The organism is Microcoleus sp. S1D4 (assembly GCF_036700765.1).
Taxonomy (GTDB): domain Bacteria; phylum Cyanobacteriota; class Cyanobacteriia; order Cyanobacteriales; family Microcoleaceae; genus Microcoleus.
On the sequence record NZ_JAUBPP010000033.1, the window covers coordinates 18,262 to 35,275 of the forward strand.

Below are 17,014 nucleotides of genomic sequence, written 5' to 3' on the forward strand. Positions count from 1 at the left end.
TTATTTCCGATAAGTAACTATTTTTGACAAGGGCTAAATGACACTCGGTGCAAGACAGACGCACCGCAACGTTCCAATCCCAACTTGTGTTTAGCTGTTCCATATCCTTTGTTATTTGTCAAGTCATATTCGGGATACTTAACAGCCAAGCGCACGATTAATTCATCGCGCCAAACTTTAGCGACAATACTAGCAGCGGCTATCTGAATCGATCGCGAATCACCTTTAATCATCGTCTCTTGTGCGATCGCCAAATTGGGGATTCTTTGATTCCCGTCAACCAAACACAAATCTGGAGTAACATTCAACTTCAAAATCGCCCGCTTCATCGCCAACAAAGAAGCTTGCAAAATATTGAGGCGATCGATTTCCCGCACCGAAGCCACACCAATTTGACAGTCAACAGCCACAGCCCGGATTTTTAGTGCTAACCGACTCCGGGCTGCGGCACTCAACTGCTTGCTGTCGCGCACCCCGCAACTTGCTAATTCATCGATAACTTCGTCGGGCAGAATGCAGGCGGCCGCCACCACGGGCCCGAACAAAGCTCCCCTTCCTACTTCGTCCACACCAGCTATTATCTGAGTCCGAGAGGGGGATTGGCCTTCGGCTTCGCTCAGGCTAGAGAGGGGGAGATTGGGGGAGGGGGAAAGATGGAAAGATGGGAAGAGAGTAAAAATTTCTACTTTTTTGTTCTTTGTTCTTCCTTCTTCCTTCTTTCCTCCTCCCTCTGACTGGAGATCAGTCATCTACAACAGCAGACGAGCGACGGCGGCGGCGGCGGTTGATCGCTGGCTCTTCGGGTTCGCTTGATTCGCTTGATTCGCTTGATTCGCTTGATTCGCTTGATTCATTCGACTTATTCGACTCGTTTGAGTCATTGGATGTCAAAGGCTGATTCAACTCGCTTGACTCATGGAATTCGATCGACTCCTCGAATTCGATCGGCGGCTCCAATGCTCCCCATTCATTCGATTCGTCCATCCCATCGCTGGTTTCCTCCTCGTCGCCAGCAAAATCATCCATGAGGTCGATCGAACTTGCACCGTAAATTTCAACCTCATCATCAAGATCGAGATCGTCCTCATCATCCTCATCACCCAGAGAAAATACAGGCTCAACTGCCGATATTTCTGCATAATAATCAGCTTCCTCAGCCTTCTGTGCTGGCGCGGGCGGTTCAAATTCAAATTCGAGCTGCTCGAAAGACGACTTGTTCGGAGGTTCTCCGGGGAGTGTCACCGAAACGATCGCATTCTTAGGATTTTTTACACCGCGATCCGTCATCACCAAAGGAGAAACTCCCATCAGAGCATAAACATCCTGCTCCTCGGCTGTCATTTCCACCGAAATCATTTCAGGAGGCTCCACCATCGGCTTCATCAACTCAGACTTAGTTGGACGCACGCGATCGAAATCCTCGCGCCTGCCAACAGCAGCCATATTCACCAACCCGAAGCCCTCCGAAGCGGCGCGGATGCCGGGGGGTGCGAGATACTCAGAGCGCGTCTCCACGACGGGCGCACTGTTGGTATTCGGCAGTCGCAACTTGTTGCGTACCGGTTCCTCCTCGGCTACAGCAAAAGGCTCTTCGCCAATTCGGCGACGACGGCGACGTCTGGTTCCGTTCCCCAAATCCTGATAGCTGGGATGGTTGAGCAAGTCCAAAGACGAGGCGTTGCTGCCGGTCTCAAAATCCAAACTTTCGCTAGACGGTTCCCAAGCAGCCCGAGCTGGTTCGACGGAACGTTCTTCTCTTACTGGTGCAGGAGTTGCAGCCGCCGTAGGTGTCAGGCTGCGGCGTTCCAATCCTTCTGGCAAATTCAACAAAAGGCGGTTGGAGGAACCCACAGTGCGATCGGGCGATTCCCGCACGGCACCGGCGATATCGTCTTCGCCGGGGAGGTGTACCAAATGCCCCAACCCGCTGCAAGTCGGGCAACTGTGGCCGAATAACTCGTAAATATTTTGACCTTGGCGCTTGCGAGTGAGTTCTACCAGTCCCAATTCCGACAGTTGAGCGATTTGTGGCCGAGATTTGTCTGCTTTGAGAGCTTTATTGAAATGTTCCAGCACTTGCAATTGATCGCGGCGGGATTCCATGTCGATAAAGTCAACAATAATTACCCCGGCAATATTCCGCAGTCGCAGTTGTCTGGCAATTTCGGTTGCTGCTTCGCAATTTGTCCAGAGTACAGTTTCGCGAGCTGTGGCCGATCGAGTAAACGAGCCTGAGTTGACATCAATCACCGTCAGGGCTTCAGTCGGCTCGATGATCGCGTAACCGCCCGAAGGCAAATCTACCCTCGGTCTGAGGGCTTCTCGAATCGCAGCGTTGACGCGGAAAAATTCTAAAATCGAGGCGCGCTCTCGGTGGTGGTCGATCAAAACTCCTGCCGGAAGTTTACCGCCGTTCCAGCTCATCAACTGCTGTTTGACACGCTTAATGCCATTTTGCGAGTCCACCACAATCCGATTCACGTCACCGCTGAACATATCCCGGAGTACCCGCTGGATAAAATCGTCGTCGCGGTTTAGCAGTGCTGGCGCTCGGGAAGTACCGCCTTCGAGTTGAACGGATTCCCACTGTTTTTGCAGCACTTCCAAATCTTCCATGATGGCTTCTTCGGTCATGCCTTCGGCTTCGGTGCGTACCAGCAGCCCCATCCCGGCCGGTTTCACCAAAATAGCCAGGGCTCTGAGGCGGTTGCGCTCGGCTTCCGACTTGATCCGGCGGGACAGATTGACTCCCCGACCGTAGGGCATCAGTACCAAATAGCGGCCGGGCAGGGTGATATTGCCTGTCAGCCGGGGGCCTTTGCTGCCCGTCGGTTCTTTCATCACCTGTACCAGCACTTTTTGCTGGGGGGTGAGGAGTTCTGTAATTGCTCCTGCCGATCGTTTGAGCCGCAGCGGGCCGAGGTCTGTGACGTGCATGAACCCGTTGCGTTCTGGGTCGCCAATATTGACAAAGGCCGCATCTATCCCAGGGAGTACATTTTCGACAATTCCCAAGTAAATATCGCTGACTTGGTGGCTGCCTGTGGCTACCACGAGTTCTTGAATTTGATCTTCGGAAAAAACGGCAGCAATGCGATGCTGCTCTGCTATAACTATCTGCTTTGTCATTCAATTTCCTCAAAAAAATGGCAGCAAATTAGAGACACTTACGCACGCTCATAGTGCCTCTTACTTTGACTGTAATTATTAGTAGTAGCAGGAAGAGTTATTAGCTGTGAGTTGGTTCAGGGTGGAATGACTGTTAACTGTTGACTGTTGACTGTTAACTGTTGACTGTTAAGTTAAGAGGGCGGGCACGGGGGCACCGCCCCTACTGACTGTTAACTGTTACAGATACAGTGTTTGAATCCACCCGATCGCGAGTTATGAGTTATGCTTCGCAGACTGAGCTGGAAGATAGAAATAAGGACGTTTTTACCGAGTTATAAATATTGAATTTTGATTTGTGAATTGCAAACTCTCTCACTCAATCTTCAACACTTCCAACTCTTCCTTTGAACGAGCGTGAATAAATTCAGTGACTCCGTACCAATTTCTTAACACACAACTTAACACTACGAACTGATAACTCCGCTTGCGTGGTTGAGGGCTGGTTTTGAGCAAAAGTTAAGTAGGATTGAAAGCGCGTAGACTTTTGTTGAATTCTTGCGGGATAGCGGTCAACTTACCCCAGCTTGACATTCTTCGACTGCGACTTTTGCCTGTGCCAACCCTAAAACCTCTTGATTCGATTTTAGATACTTCGACTTCGCTGTAGAAGTTTGAGATACTTCGACTTCGCCGTACAAGTTTTAGATTTACTCCACAGATGAATCAGGGAGCAGGAGCTAGAATCTAAAATCTCAAATTTTTGCTTCTTTACGACGATTGTCGAGAGCTTGTCTCTGTTTTCCGATCGAGGTCAAAAATATCTATTGTTGAATACCAGCAGAGCGGCTTGAACCGTGAGATTTGTGAGTAAGCCGACGATCGACAATGAGTCGAGCGATCGAAATTAATCGCTAAATTTGGTTCAGGCCCGGCTCCTGCGGGTTTGGCACTAGATTTAGCCGGTCAACGTACAAAAAGGCTTAAAGTCTTGAACAGAAGCAGTTTCACCCAGCCCGCGTTGCTGGTTGACTCTTAGCGACGAGCGACTAAAGCGCTCGAGCCGCTGCGGCTTCCATAACAAACAATTATAGCTTAAGCGACACATCCCGATCGATAGCCCTAGTGAAATATTTCACCAGGGCTTCCCTATCTTAACAATAACCTAGGATTAGCTGACTGCGCTGAACTTGCAGAAGCTGAATTTCCTGCCCGCTGACTTGTTCGAGCATGAACACAAGATGTTCGGGCTTGAGCAAGTTGCCATCGCTGCGACAACTGCCGGTATAGCGCAAGACTGCTCTACCTTCGGATGTACCGCCACAGCCAGAGGCGCTGGTAGCTGGTAGCTGCTCTACAAGTTCTAGTTTGTGCAGCCGATCGCGCAAATTGACATCCTTAGTCTTTCCCGACTTAGTAGTGTGCACCCGCCAAAAAGCCTCTGTTTGGGCGATCGCCCCTACCCAAGCTTCCCAGTTAGCGCTAACAGCGACAGAGACAGCAGCCGAATTTTCACCTTCAAAATCGCCATTTTCTGCCAGCGGGCCTGTTGCTGCGACAGTAACGATATACTCAGCGGCTTCTAACAACTGGTTGGCAGAAGGAGCCTTGAGATCGATCTGTTCCACCTTGTAAATCGGGATATTTTCTGGCAGAGTCGCCACCAATTTTTCCCGAAACACCTCAATATCGATCGGCCGAGTAAGCTCAAAATCTGCAATTTCCCCTGTGCTAGTGACACCCAGAGGCAGAGCATTTGCCACAGAAATCCGAGGATTCGGGTGAAAGCCGCCGGTGAACGAAATCGGCAAATTGGCCCTGCGGACAACTCGATCGAACAATCGCAGCAAATCCAGATGACCAACCAAAGCCATATCGCCCACCTTCCCGAACCAAACCCGAACCCGCTGTTGCCGCTGCGTATTCGGCACGAACTCACCGGCAAACTCAGGAATTGGCAGCGCATCCACCACCACGTTGTGTCCGAAATCCGTGCCGCAAACCCCACAGCGCGAACACCCTTCAAAGGAACAGTCAGGAACCGTCGCCGCTTCCAAAGCCTTTTGCAAGTCAATTTTCAGCCAGTTTTTGTCGATCCCCGTGTCTAAGTGATCCCAAGGCAGTGGTTGATCGAGGGAGAGGGGGAGAGTGGGGGAGGGGGAGGGGGAGTGGGAGAGATGCGGAGAATTGGGAAAATCTTCTTTGATTTCTCTGCCTTCTGCCTTCTGCCTTCTGCCTTCTGCCTTCTCCTCTTCCTTCTGAAAAAGATTCCATTCGCCGCTTTCAACTTGGCGGTATTTCCAAGTAAGGTCAGATTCATCTATCGCCTGAGTCCAAGCTTGGTAAGCTTGATCCAAACTTTCCCACCAAGCATCCATACCAGCGCCAAGTTCCCAAGCGCGGCGGACTACAGGGCCCAAACGCCGATCGCCCCGTCCGACAAAATCCTCCATTGCCGAAAGCCGCACATCAGTATAATTCACCTTAAGATTTCTCATCGCTTTAAATTCTCCCTTCAGGAGTTTTTGCTTGCGAGAAAACTCAGCAGTCGAAACCGAGTGCCACTGAAAAGGAGTGTGAGGCTTAGGCGTAAAATTAGAAATTGTCAAATTAAAATTCAGTGGCCGCCGGCCATTCAGCCTGCATTCCCTTTGCAGCCAGCGGACTGTTTCGGCGATTCCCAGCACATCAAAATCTGTTTCTCCGGGCAAACCGATCATAAAATACAGCTTGATTTTATCCCAACCGCGATCGACCGCAGTTTTCACGCCCCGGAGCAATTCTTCGTTGGTCAAGCCTTTGTTAATGATATCCCGCATCCGCTGAGTGCCAGCTTCCGGGGCAAAAGTCAAACCGCTTTGCCGCGTGCCGCCGAGAATGTCGGCAATATTATCGTCAAATCTGTCAACCCGCTGGCTGGGTAGAGACAGAGAAATATTTTGATCTTTGAGGCGGTTTTTGATTTCCATCCCGACTGCTGGGAGTGCCAGATAGTCGGAACAACTGAGGGAAAGCAGGGAAAATTCGCTGTGCCCGGTGGCTTTCATCCCTTGTTCGATCGCCTCTACGACTTGCTGCGGTTCCACATCGCGCGCGGGGCGAGTCAGCATTCCCGGCTGACAGAAGCGACAGCCGCGGGTGCATCCCCGGCGGATTTCTACTGTCAGTCTGTCGTGTACTGTCTGCACGTAGGGAACTAGCCCGATCGAATAAGCTGGTATCGGAGTCGCGACTCGGCGCAGAATTCGAGCGGGAACTTGCGGGCGGTTGGGATGAACCGAACCGTCTGCCGCCATATCGTAGAATTGCGGGACATAAACGCCGGGAATTTGCGCTAAATCCAGCAACAGAGCTTCTCGACTCAAATTTTTAGCTTTACCTTCTGCCAAAACCAAGCTGATTTCTGGGAGCAATTCTTCTCCATCTCCCAAGGCGATGAAGTCAAAAAAGTCAGCGTAGGGTTCGGGATTGGATGTTGCGGTTTGTCCGCCAGCAAAAATCAGCGGCCAATCGCCACCATTTTGAGGATTTGTCGCTCTTTCTTTCCAAGTTAGGGGAATGCCGGCAAGTTCCAGCATTTCCAGAATGTTTGTGGCTCCGAGTTCGTAGCTGAGGCTGAAGCCTAGAATATCAAATTCTGTGAGCGAGATCCTTGATTCTACTGCAAACAGGGGAGTTTTGGTGGATCGCAGTTTTGCTGCCAAGTCTGGTGCGGGCAAATAAGCTCGATCGCACAACTGCCTCGGCAAAGCGTTCAAAATATTGTAAAGGATGATGTGTCCCAGATTGGAAGCACCAACTTCATACACTTCTGGATAAGTTAGCACCCAACGCACGCGAGCTGCATCCCACAGCGGGCGCGCCGCCCCCAACTCGTTACCCAGATAACGAGCAGGCTGATTGATTTCTGCTGTAAGTAATTCTTCGATTTTTACTGGCACGGCTCGACTCGCTCTGATATTTGCGACTCCTAAGCAGCCTACCTTAAAATCGCCCAACACGCCAGCGACAGTTTGCTATATTTTCGGGCATTTCACTCAATTTGTTGTGTTTTGTTGCTGCTTTTGACCTCTAGCCAGATTTTACCAGTGCTTGGGGGCGCGGGAGTTGGCCGCTTCAAAACTTTCGACGCTTTCAAATATCTCAAAAACTCGATCGAGTTGACTGAGTTCCAGAACCATCCTAATCTGGGTGCAAACTGAGCAAATACTAAACCTACGCCCCATTTTTTTTGCCTGCTTTAAGCCGGAAACCAATGCTATCAAACCAGCACTATCAATAAATGTTACTGCGCCCAAATCTACGAGTACCGCCACAATTCCCTCAGTCTCAATTGCTGTTGTTAGTTGCTGTCCGAATTCTCCGGAGGTAGCTGCATTCAGGTGGTATAAGGGTTGAATCACTGTAATTGGTTTCGGAGCAAGAAGTGTTTGCATATTTTCAACCTATGGTTTCTGTGTATTGTCTACTATGGTGTTATCTGGTTGTCAGTCTAAATCTATTTTATACCTTGAGCCTAACTTGCTCTGAGGGAAACCGACAAGCTGTTTTCACTAATTTTACTTAATTTTTATTTATTTACTCTTATTTATGCAAAGTTACCCAGGATTGGGAGAGGAAACGTAAGCTGCTATACTGTTTTTTATTGATGCTAGCAATCGCAAGTCTTGGCAACTCTAAAAATGGCGATCGACTTTGTACTAGCTGTTAAGTTAAACCAATCAATGTAATTTAAATCACTTATTAGTGGTGATTTGGATCGCGCGCGCGATCGACTGTTAATAGTAAGATTATAGTGTATGGAGTTCTCAGAGCTAATATGCAAGCAACTTATGCTATTCGTCATCTGGTAGAAAAAGCCCTCTACATTAAGCAGTTGACGCCTGACATTGAAAACGAAATCAACTACGAGCTCACCCGTTTGGGGTACATCTCGGATATTGATTATGAGGCTTTAGAGTTATTAATGGATGAAATGGATGCCGGCCGGGTGCAATTGGTATCTAGTCGATAGTGGGAACCGGGCGACACGGAAAAATCAAACAGCGAAACAAAATCCTGGCGTGGCGCACAATATAAGAGTGCCAAAATCCTTGACTGCGGCACAGTGTTTTTCCGAGCTATCGATGGTTGGGGGGATGATTGCGGCGATGGTTCTCGAAGACTTAAATAGCACATCATAAGTCCCTATAACCTGTCTTTTCTTTGGGGAAATACTTCCGATTTCTCTACTTTCAAAAAGCCCATCTTTGATTTGAGCTTTTTTGGTTATACTTAAAAAAAGCTTTATGAGTATAAGTTTATACTATTACTTACGATAATCCGTCGCTCCCAGACCAAGCTCAGCTTATCAATCTTTAAATTGTCTCCTCCCTCCTCGTTAGCAGGAAGAGCCTGGTAATGCAGATTCGGAGGCTCTACCTCCCTTACCTCGCTGCTTTTGAATGGCCAAGGGCGGGCGAAACAATCCGCCCACCCGATCGAAATTAGCTTAGCGCTACAGGTTCCTTAGCAAGAAACTTCTCCAACTCAGTCAAAGCTGAGTTTTTACAGCCGGCTTAATGGCCATGAAAAAAGTCCGTTTTATTGACTTATTCTCAGGAATAGGCGGCATGAGATTAGCGTTTGAATCCGCCACTCGTTCCTTGAATCTGGAAACGGAATGCCTCTTAAGCAGCGAAATCAATCCCGACGTTCAGTTAGTTTACCAGTACAGGTAGGCGACTAATTGACTATTGCGGTGGCAATTCGATTCATTATTGGGAACTGGGTTTGCGAGGCGAGTGCAGTTTAGACAGAATTGAGTTGATGAAGAGTTTTATATGGAAAAGGCGAAATAAAAAAATTGGTCATGACCCAGATGGCAAGCTATTAACTAAAGAGCAAATAGTTACTTTTTTTGCTCATCCCAATCTCGCTAAAATTCTCGATTCCTTGGTAACAAAAAAGTACCGGCAACGGAACATCGCAATTCTCATTTTCGGAAACTCCTTTTAATATAACCTTAAGTAAGGCGGGCCTTGCCCACCATACTAACTACACATTATACCAATGGTGAGTAATATTTTGTTAATACTCGGTTGATTGCAGGAACAATATTTGAGGGTGCATGGTGTAGTGCTTGTTGCAGTCTAGCTCCGGCAAGGTCACGAAATCCCAAAGTGCTAATTATAGCGCCATCGCGGAGGCAAGCTTGCCAATCACTGGTTTCTTCTGAATAAGCTATTTCTTTTCGGACATAGTAAGCCTCTCCCCAAAAAAGTTGCCCTCCCTGTGCTGAAATGGGAACGATGCGCCCGTCGAAAATTTGTACGTCTTTATGTTTGAATGCTGAGGCTTCTGGTAAACTGCTATAGTGACAAAGATTTGTTAGTCGCCACAGAACGAAGCCTCGCTTACGCAGAAAAGAGTCGATATCACTGAAAAGAGGCTGACCCAAATAAATAGGGTTAAATTCTACTTCAATTTGTAAAGCGCGTATGGACTGTAAGCAATTTTCAGCCCCCTCTAAAACTCCCAATTCCGATCCTTGAGTATCAAGTTTAAGGAAGTCCACTTCATTGACACCAGTAGACGAAGCCCAGGTATCCAATGTCGTTAAATCAACCTCTGTTTCGCCAACCAATTTTGCACAAGCTAGATGAGGCATAGAGCTTGTAAGTGATGAGTCAGGTTTGTATAAAGAACTACAAGCTGGTTCAGCGGTGAGAAAAAGTGGCAGTTTCCCCTCGGATTCTCCCAATGCCTTAGCAACAAAATTCACATCAGAAGAGCCTTGATAGGTACTCTTCAATCGCTCACATTCGGCAGGATCTGGATCAAATCCTATTAAGGTGACATGAGAACCAAAAAGAGACCAAACATCAGCAAATCCCCATCTACAGCCAACATCTATAACAACTAAATTTCGCTCAAAATATTCGGCTAACGAAGCAATAATCGGAAAATTACCAGCAATTTTTGGTTGGTTTTCATTAAACATAACTGACGATGAACCTAAAAGTAATAAGTTAGCAAAAATATAAATTTGCAACAGCTTTACGATTAAGTAAGGTGGGCATTGCCCACCCTACGAATTAATCCAATTAGCTTAGCGCTACAGGTTCCTTAGCAAGAAACTTCTCCAACTCAGTCAAAGCATCGGCATCAACTTTCGTCTGCATCGGACAGAATTTAGGCCCGCACATCGAACAGAATTCGGCAGTTTTGTAGATATCTGCCGGCAAAGTTTCGTCGTGATATTCCTTTGCTCGTTCTGGATCTAATGACAGCTCAAATTGACGGTTCCAATCGAAATTGTAACGCGCTTTCGAGAGTTCATCATCGCGATCGCGCGCACCCGGACGGCCCCGCGCAATATCCGCAGCGTGAGCCGCAATTTTGTAAGCAATCAGCCCGTTTCTGACATCCTCAGCATTAGGCAATCCCAAATGTTCCTTCGGTGTCACGTAGCACAGCATAGCAGTACCGTACCAACCAGCCATCGCCGCCCCAATTGCCGAAGTAATGTGGTCGTAACCTGGTGCAATATCAGTCACCAACGGCCCCAAAACATAGAAAGGTGCTTCCGAGCATTCCTCCATTTGTTTCTTGACATTAAACTCAATTTGATCCATAGGAACGTGGCCGGGGCCTTCCACCATTACCTGCACGTCATGTTCCCAAGCTTTGCGAGTTAATTGTCCCAAAGTTTTGAGTTCGGCTAATTGAGCTTCATCCGACGCATCGTGAGTGCAACCGGGGCGCAGAGAATCTCCCAAACTAAACGAAACATCGTATTTTTTGAAGATTTCGATGATATCGTTAAAGTGAGTGTAGAGAGGATTTTGTTTGTGGTGGTGCAGCATCCACCGGGCCAAAATACCGCCGCCGCGAGACACAATTCCAGTCAATCGATTTTTCACCAAGGGCAAATGCTCGATCAGAATTCCGGCGTGAATTGTTTGGTAATCAACACCTTGTTGAGCGTGTTTGTCAATGATGTGCAGGAAGTCATTCGCCGTCAGACTTTCCATATTACCGTGCACGCTTTCTAGAGCTTGGTAAATTGGTACAGTACCGATTGGTACCGGCGAAGCATTGATGATTGTAGTGCGAATTTCATCCAAATTACCGCCGCCGGTGGACAAATCCATCACGGTATCAGCACCGTATTTCACTGCTAGTTTAAGCTTGTCAACTTCTTCTTCCATGTTGGAAGAGTTGGGAGATGCGCCGATATTAGCATTGACTTTGCACTTAGAGGCAATGCCGATCGCCATTGGCTCCAAATTTGTGTGATTGATGTTAGCCGGAATAATCATCCGTCCCCGCGCTACTTCCGCGCGGATCAGTTCTGCTGGGAGATTTTCTCGCTTAGCAACATAATCCATTTCCTCAGTGATCACACCTTGACGGGCGTAGTGCATTTGAGATACATTGCTGTGTCCCTGACGCTTCGCGATCCATTCGGTACGCATATTCTTATTTCCTTGATAAACAGCTTCCCTCCGCTGGTATTACCCAGACTCAGGTTCTAAGGGTGTTTTCTCAGCCCGGACTTTCGGGCACCCCTAGCTAAGCTGTTGATTGTATCACCGATTTCTGTGCGCGACGGCAGCAACTAAGGAAATCTTAATATTGAGAGATAGATCAGGGGAGCGAGCATTATATATTATCTAATAACTCAGGCAGAAAGGAGGCTACAAGATGAGTACATTTGAGTCAAACAGCGAGACATCTGCCCCAAAGCATCTAGCGAATGAGGAACAGGAAAACGATATTCAGGATAGCGGGGAAGATGACAGCGGGGAAGATGAGGAGGACATTATTCCCTCCAAATTTTCCATAGCAGTTTCTCGAATTGATTTTGATGTAGCGGGTCTAGTTAGACGCCTGGAAAGCAAAGACGTATATATTCCTGAATTCCAGCGTGCTTATGTTTGGAAACCCAAACAAGCTGCGCGTTTTATAGAATCTCTCTTGCTTGGGCTTCCAGTTCCCGGTATATTTCTAGCAAAAGATCGAGAAACAAAAAAACTGCTTGTTATTGATGGTCAGCAAAGATTACGCAGTCTTTTATATTTCTACCAAGGGAAGTTTCCAAACAGTCGGCACTCGTTTGCTCTGAAAGGGGTTCATACAGAATTTGAAAGAGAGACATATCAATCACTGAAAGACGCATACCGACGCCAATTAGATGACTCGGTTGTCTCCGCTACAATTGTCGAGCCACTTTATGCAGACGACGACAGTAGTATTTACTATATCTTTGAAAGGCTAAATACCGGAGGTACTATCCTTAAATCGCAGGAAATTCGTGCTTGCATCTATCACGGCGAACTCAATAATTTGCTAGAGGAACTAAATCAAAACCCAGCGTGGCGTGACATATTTGGTATCCCAGATAAAAACAGGAAAGATCAAGAACTTATTTTGCGATTCCTGGCCTTTTACTTCGATGGCAACGATTATAAGCCTTCTCTAAAAGAATTTCTCAATCAATACATGAGGAAAAATAGACACTTTGCCCACCAATCCAAAAAACAAATAATAAACGCATTTATCCCAACGATTGAATTGCTCCATAAATGTCTTGGTAACAAAGCTTTTAAGCCTCTAAAATTATTGATTCCTACTTACTTTGAAGCCGTAATGGTGGTTACTGCTCGCAGGTTAGAACAAGGCAAGATTAATAATTTTGAACAACTGGAAGAACGCTATAAATCACTGATGGAAAATGATAGTTTTAGTGGAGTAGCTCAAAAAATACGCAATCTTACTAGCGAAGATAATGTCAAGAGGAGATTAGAAATTGCGTCCAATTATTTAGGAAATTTAGAATAGCAAGTGTTCATAAAAGTAGCGTTAACTTATAATTGACGCTTCTTTTTTAGATGCTTAAGGCAATGTTTTTAAACACACATAACTATTCTTCTCTCCTTTTTTCAACAGTTAGTTTAAGCGGGCTATTTTAACCCAAGATTAAATCAATACTCACTACAAACTCAGGAAACGCCAGCGGCGAAACTTGTTCTCCCCGCTCAAATTTTTGCATTGAAGTGTAGCCATCAGCCGTCGCATCGCGGTAAACTTCTAAACAATTAACCTCAAGATCCCACAACCAAACTTCCTGAATGCCCGATCGCGCATAATTCGGTACTTTCACATCGCGGTCATAATTAACCGTACTATCTGCTACCTCTACCAACAGTAAAATATCCTCGCTATTTGGCAGCGATTCTTCATAAAAGTCGGCGCGGGGTTTCACTAAAGCAATATCAGGTTGCGGTTCTGAGTTATCATTAAGGCAAATAGGATTTTGCACTCTAAAAATAACTAGGGACTCTGGAATGTGGCTGAACATTCGTGCAAGGCGATCGACACGGGCGGCGTGGCGCCTACCAATTGCTGCCATTTGGATAATTTCTCCTTCGATAAGTTCTACTCGTTCATTATCTCTAAATACGCCAGCCTCACTCATCAAGTGATATTCTTGCACTGTAAATAGCCGTCTTTGGATCTGAACAGACATAAATTTCCTCCTTTTTTCGCAGTCAATTCAAGCTGAGTTTTGTTACCAGTCATCTTCCAACTAATACTAGCTCATCCCCCTAACCCAAAATTCTATCAATACTCACTGCCAAGTCGGGAAAAGCCAAGGGCGAAACCGTTTCTCCCCGCTCAAATTTTTGCACTGAAATGTAGCCATTTGCCGTCGGGTTGCGATAAACTTCTAAACAATTAGCCTCTAAATCCCACAACCAAACTTCCTGAATCCCAGAACGTGAATAATTAGGTACTTTCACATCGCGATCGTAATTAACCGTGCTATCTGAAACCTCAACTAACAGCAAAATATCCTCGCTATTTGGCAGCGATTCTTCGTAAAAATCAGCGCGACGTTGTACTAAAGTAATATCAGGTTGAGGCTCAGATCCCGATCCAAGGCTAATCGGATTTTGCACCCGGATAATAGCACGTTTTCGCACCCGATCGCCAAAAAACTCTGCAAGGCGATCGACACGGGCGGCGTGACGCCTACCAATTGCTGCCATTTGGATAATTTCTCCTTCTATAAGTTCGACTCGTTCATTTTCACCAAACACACCACACTCATTCATCAAGTGATATTCTTGGACTGTAAATAGCCGTCTTTGCATTTCAACAGACATAACTATTCTCCTTATTTGCAGCTTCTCTAAATTTATCATAAAAAAAACCGCCCCAAACGGGGCGGCAAAAAGAGGAAAAATTTAGAAGACAAACCTTAAACAAAAAGGGTTTGACTGTACCCAAGAAACATATTAGTAGAGCAAAAATTGCTCGCCCTACTAACAGTCCTAAATCAGAGTAATTGCAGTGGAAGCCGGAGCGCCGATCGAACCAGGGCCAAAACCTAAATTCACTACCCCAGCAGTCAAACCAGGAGCGTTATTAATCGTCAGACTGACGCTCGTTTGACCGGGATTAAAGTTCACCGAACCGCCAGAAGAATTCGGAGAATAGGGCCCGACAATGTTGAAGTCTACATTATTCAGAGGTTGACCGCCGCCGGGGGAAACAATCAAAAAGTCGATCGAAGCCGAAACCCCAGTATTGCCGCTGCGGTTAATCGTAAAAGTGCCAGCAGCGCCGTCAGAAACAGAACCCGGAGACGAACCGTAAGAGAAGAAAGTAGGAGGAACAGCAGTAGTATCAAGGATCGACAAAACTGCTGCAGAAGGACTCGCCAAACTACCGCCGCTCAAGAACAAATTCACCGTCTCAGTAGACTCCGTGAGGCTATCAAATAAAGTTTGAACCGGAACTTGCGCGCTAGCTTGTCCGGGTGCAAAATTCACCGCTTGAACTACAGCCGTGTAATCGGGTTGAGAACCCGCAGCCATAGCAGTACCGTCGCCAGTGCTGAACAAAATCGTAGCCGGCGCAGAAAGGTCGCCACCGCGATTGATTGTCACCGGAGCAGTGCTACCCTCATTAGCGCTGTAAGTAGCCGCACTGAAGAAAAACGTGCTTTGACCGGGAGTCGGGGTGGGAGCAGGCGTCGGAGTGGGGGCGGGAGTCGGGGTTGGAAAAGGAGTCGGGGTTGGAAAAGGAGTCGGAGTCGGAGTCGGGACAGGGGGCACATCCTGAATCGTCAAGATTGATGGATTGCTGCCCACATTACCGCCGCTGAGCACCAAATTCACCGTTTCCGGCGATTCCAGAATCATGTCGCTCAGAGCCGAAATCGTGAAACTAGCGCTATTTTGCCCCGGAGCAAAATTCAGCGAACCAGCGGCCACACTGTAATCAGGTGCAGTCCCGCTAGAAATTGCCGAACCGTCAACAGTAGCGTAGCCGATTGTCGCCGCACCAGTGCCGCCCGATCGAGTAACGTTAACCGTCGCCACACCGCCTTCACTAACCGTGTAACTTGCTTGGTCAAACTGGAAAATACTCGCAGGCGTTGGAGTCGGTGCAGGAGTCGGAGTCGGAGTCGGAGTCGGCGATACCGACGTTGAAGCATCAAAAATCGTCACTGTGGCTGGATTGACAGTACCCACATTACCGCTGTTGAGAAATACATTCACCGTCTCTGGCCCTTCGGTAATAGCATCGTTCAGAGTCGCGACAGTGAAAGTCGCGCTAGTTTGATCTGCCGAAAAGTTCAGAGTTCCTGTAGTAGCAGTGTAGTCAGCAGCCGAGCCAGTAGAAAGTGCTGAACCGTCAACAGTACCAAAACTAATGCTTCCAGGAGCGGAAGTATTGCCCGTGCGAATCACTGTGACTGTAGCGGGACTGCCTTCGGGAGTAGAGTAATTATTTGTGCTAAAGCTGAAGACACTTGCAGGAGTCGGTGCAGGTGTCGGTGTCGGTGCAGGCGTCGGTGTCGGCGTCGGCGTTGGTGTCGGGAATCCAGCCGATTGGAACCAAGCTGGGTTCGCGCTCAGTTGGGCTGCTGTCAAACCTTGGATGTTGACCAAATACTCGCCGGTGCCGGTATCGCGAACGAGGGTGTTGCCGATGCTGATGCCGTTGGAACCGGTGCCGTCGATGAATTGCAAATCGCTAAATTGCAGGCCGCCGAACAGTTGGATGACATCGTTGCCGGCAACTTGGAAGTCGGTAATCATGTCGGCATCGGAGACTCCGGGGCCGCCGGTGGTGGCTGTGGGCCTGCCGTCGCCGACTCGCCCGATCGCAAAAATGTCATTTCCACCACCGCCGCTCATCGTATCAGAACCGAGGTCGCCGTAAAGTACATCGTCGCCGAGGTCGCCTAGGATCAAGTCGTTGCCTTTCCCGCCGAACATCGTGTCATTGTCTTTACCACCGAACATACTGTCGTTTCCGTCGTTGCCAAAAACGCTGTCATTGCCGATGTCGCCTCTAACTAAGTCGTTGCCTTTACCACCGTAAACTTGGTCGTCGTCTTTGCCGCCAAAAACGCTGTCGTTACCTTCATTGCCGTTAACAAAATCGTTGCCGGGGCCGCCGAAAAGTAGATCGTTTCCGTCTAGTGCATTGATTGCATCATTGCCGTCAAGGCCGCTGATGGTATCGTCGCTCAGTAAGTTTCCCAGGCTAATTACGCGACCGTCTGGTAAAAGGCCCGGTATCACATCGGGGCCGAGAGTTCCTGTTATATTTGCCATTTTTTTTAACTCCACAGGTTAATTTTTTTTGCTTTTGGTAGAAGCACCTGTAGAGATTCTTCAGGGTCAGATTGCGGTTGTTAAATTAACTGATTTGCAGAAAAAAACCGGACATTTATGTCAAGATTTAGTCTGCTGTTTGTCCCTATACGGTAATCTCTCCCTACATTTTAGGCTGTTGCGATTTCTGGCAACTGTATTCCGCTTCGATGTCCTGTTAATAATGAAGAAGGAGAATGTTCGATGAATGTTCCCGAAGTTTGCAAAAGATTTGCATTAAAACTAAT

The 17,014-nt window shown here is 47.5% G+C and carries 12 protein-coding genes and 1 riboswitch; of the genes, 3 read left to right on the plus strand and 9 right to left on the minus strand.

Annotation, left to right across the window (positions count from 1 at the left end; genetic code table 11):
* Positions 1–17: 17 nt before the first annotated feature.
* From QT998_RS24785 to QT998_RS24800, 4 genes are all read right to left on the minus strand, one after another.
* Positions 18–749: a ribonuclease HII gene (locus QT998_RS24785; RefSeq protein WP_333092948.1), complete on the minus strand. Its 732-nt coding sequence runs from the start codon at positions 747–749 to the stop codon at positions 18–20.
* Positions 742–3,129: an Rne/Rng family ribonuclease gene (locus QT998_RS24790; protein WP_333118573.1), complete on the minus strand. Its 2,388-nt coding sequence runs from the start codon at positions 3,127–3,129 to the stop codon at positions 742–744. Before QT998_RS24790 ends, QT998_RS24785 begins: the two co-directional genes overlap by 8 nt.
* Before the next feature lie 1,133 nt (positions 3,130–4,262).
* Positions 4,263–7,049, minus strand: coding sequence for a TIGR03960 family B12-binding radical SAM protein (locus QT998_RS24795; protein ID WP_333118574.1), 2,787 nt, complete (start codon positions 7,047–7,049; stop codon positions 4,263–4,265).
* A 141-nt stretch (positions 7,050–7,190) separates the two neighbouring features.
* On the minus strand, positions 7,191–7,544 hold the full coding sequence (locus QT998_RS24800; protein ID WP_333092951.1) for an STAS domain-containing protein: 354 nt from the start codon (positions 7,542–7,544) through the stop codon (positions 7,191–7,193).
* Positions 7,545–7,927: 383 nt separating this feature from the next.
* Between QT998_RS24800 and QT998_RS24805 the strand changes: the two genes are divergently transcribed.
* Both QT998_RS24805 and QT998_RS24810 read left to right on the plus strand, forming a co-directional pair.
* The gene (locus QT998_RS24805; RefSeq protein WP_193975465.1) at positions 7,928–8,122 is read left to right on the plus strand and encodes a hypothetical protein; all 195 of its coding nucleotides are present in this window, start codon (positions 7,928–7,930) and stop codon (positions 8,120–8,122) included.
* A 553-nt stretch (positions 8,123–8,675) separates the two neighbouring features.
* Positions 8,676–8,828, plus strand: coding sequence for a DNA cytosine methyltransferase (locus tag QT998_RS24810; RefSeq protein ID WP_333118577.1), 153 nt, complete (start codon positions 8,676–8,678; stop codon positions 8,826–8,828).
* Positions 8,829–9,151: 323 nt separating this feature from the next.
* On the opposite strand, the gene QT998_RS24815 is transcribed toward QT998_RS24810, so the two are convergent.
* Positions 9,152–10,141, minus strand: a complete 990-nt coding sequence (locus QT998_RS24815) for an FkbM family methyltransferase (protein WP_333118578.1) — start codon at positions 10,139–10,141, stop codon at positions 9,152–9,154.
* A gap of 52 nt (positions 10,142–10,193) precedes the next feature.
* Positions 10,194–11,567 (minus strand): phosphomethylpyrimidine synthase ThiC, encoded by a 1,374-nt coding sequence (thiC, locus tag QT998_RS24820; RefSeq protein ID WP_333118579.1) that lies wholly within the window; start codon positions 11,565–11,567, stop codon positions 10,194–10,196.
* An 8-nt stretch (positions 11,568–11,575) separates the two neighbouring features.
* A riboswitch (TPP riboswitch) is annotated at positions 11,576–11,672 on the minus strand.
* Between the two features lie 124 nt (positions 11,673–11,796).
* Between thiC and QT998_RS24825 the strand changes: the two genes are divergently transcribed.
* Positions 11,797–12,933 (plus strand): DUF262 domain-containing protein, encoded by a 1,137-nt coding sequence (locus QT998_RS24825; RefSeq protein ID WP_333092953.1) that lies wholly within the window; start codon positions 11,797–11,799, stop codon positions 12,931–12,933.
* Positions 12,934–13,060: 127 nt separating this feature from the next.
* Here QT998_RS24825 and QT998_RS24830 read toward each other — a convergent pair whose 3' ends face one another.
* The 3 genes from QT998_RS24830 to QT998_RS24840 all read right to left on the minus strand — a co-directional run bounded on the left by QT998_RS24830 (position 13,061) and on the right by QT998_RS24840 (position 16,727).
* Positions 13,061–13,621 (minus strand): Uma2 family endonuclease, encoded by a 561-nt coding sequence (locus tag QT998_RS24830; RefSeq protein WP_333092954.1) that lies wholly within the window; start codon positions 13,619–13,621, stop codon positions 13,061–13,063.
* 79 nt (positions 13,622–13,700) lie between these two features.
* The gene (locus QT998_RS24835; protein WP_333118581.1) at positions 13,701–14,261 is read right to left on the minus strand and encodes a Uma2 family endonuclease; all 561 of its coding nucleotides are present in this window, start codon (positions 14,259–14,261) and stop codon (positions 13,701–13,703) included.
* A gap of 168 nt (positions 14,262–14,429) precedes the next feature.
* The gene (locus QT998_RS24840) at positions 14,430–16,727 is read right to left on the minus strand and encodes a Calx-beta domain-containing protein (protein WP_333092956.1); all 2,298 of its coding nucleotides are present in this window, start codon (positions 16,725–16,727) and stop codon (positions 14,430–14,432) included.
* Between the last annotated feature and the right edge of the window lie 287 nt (positions 16,728–17,014).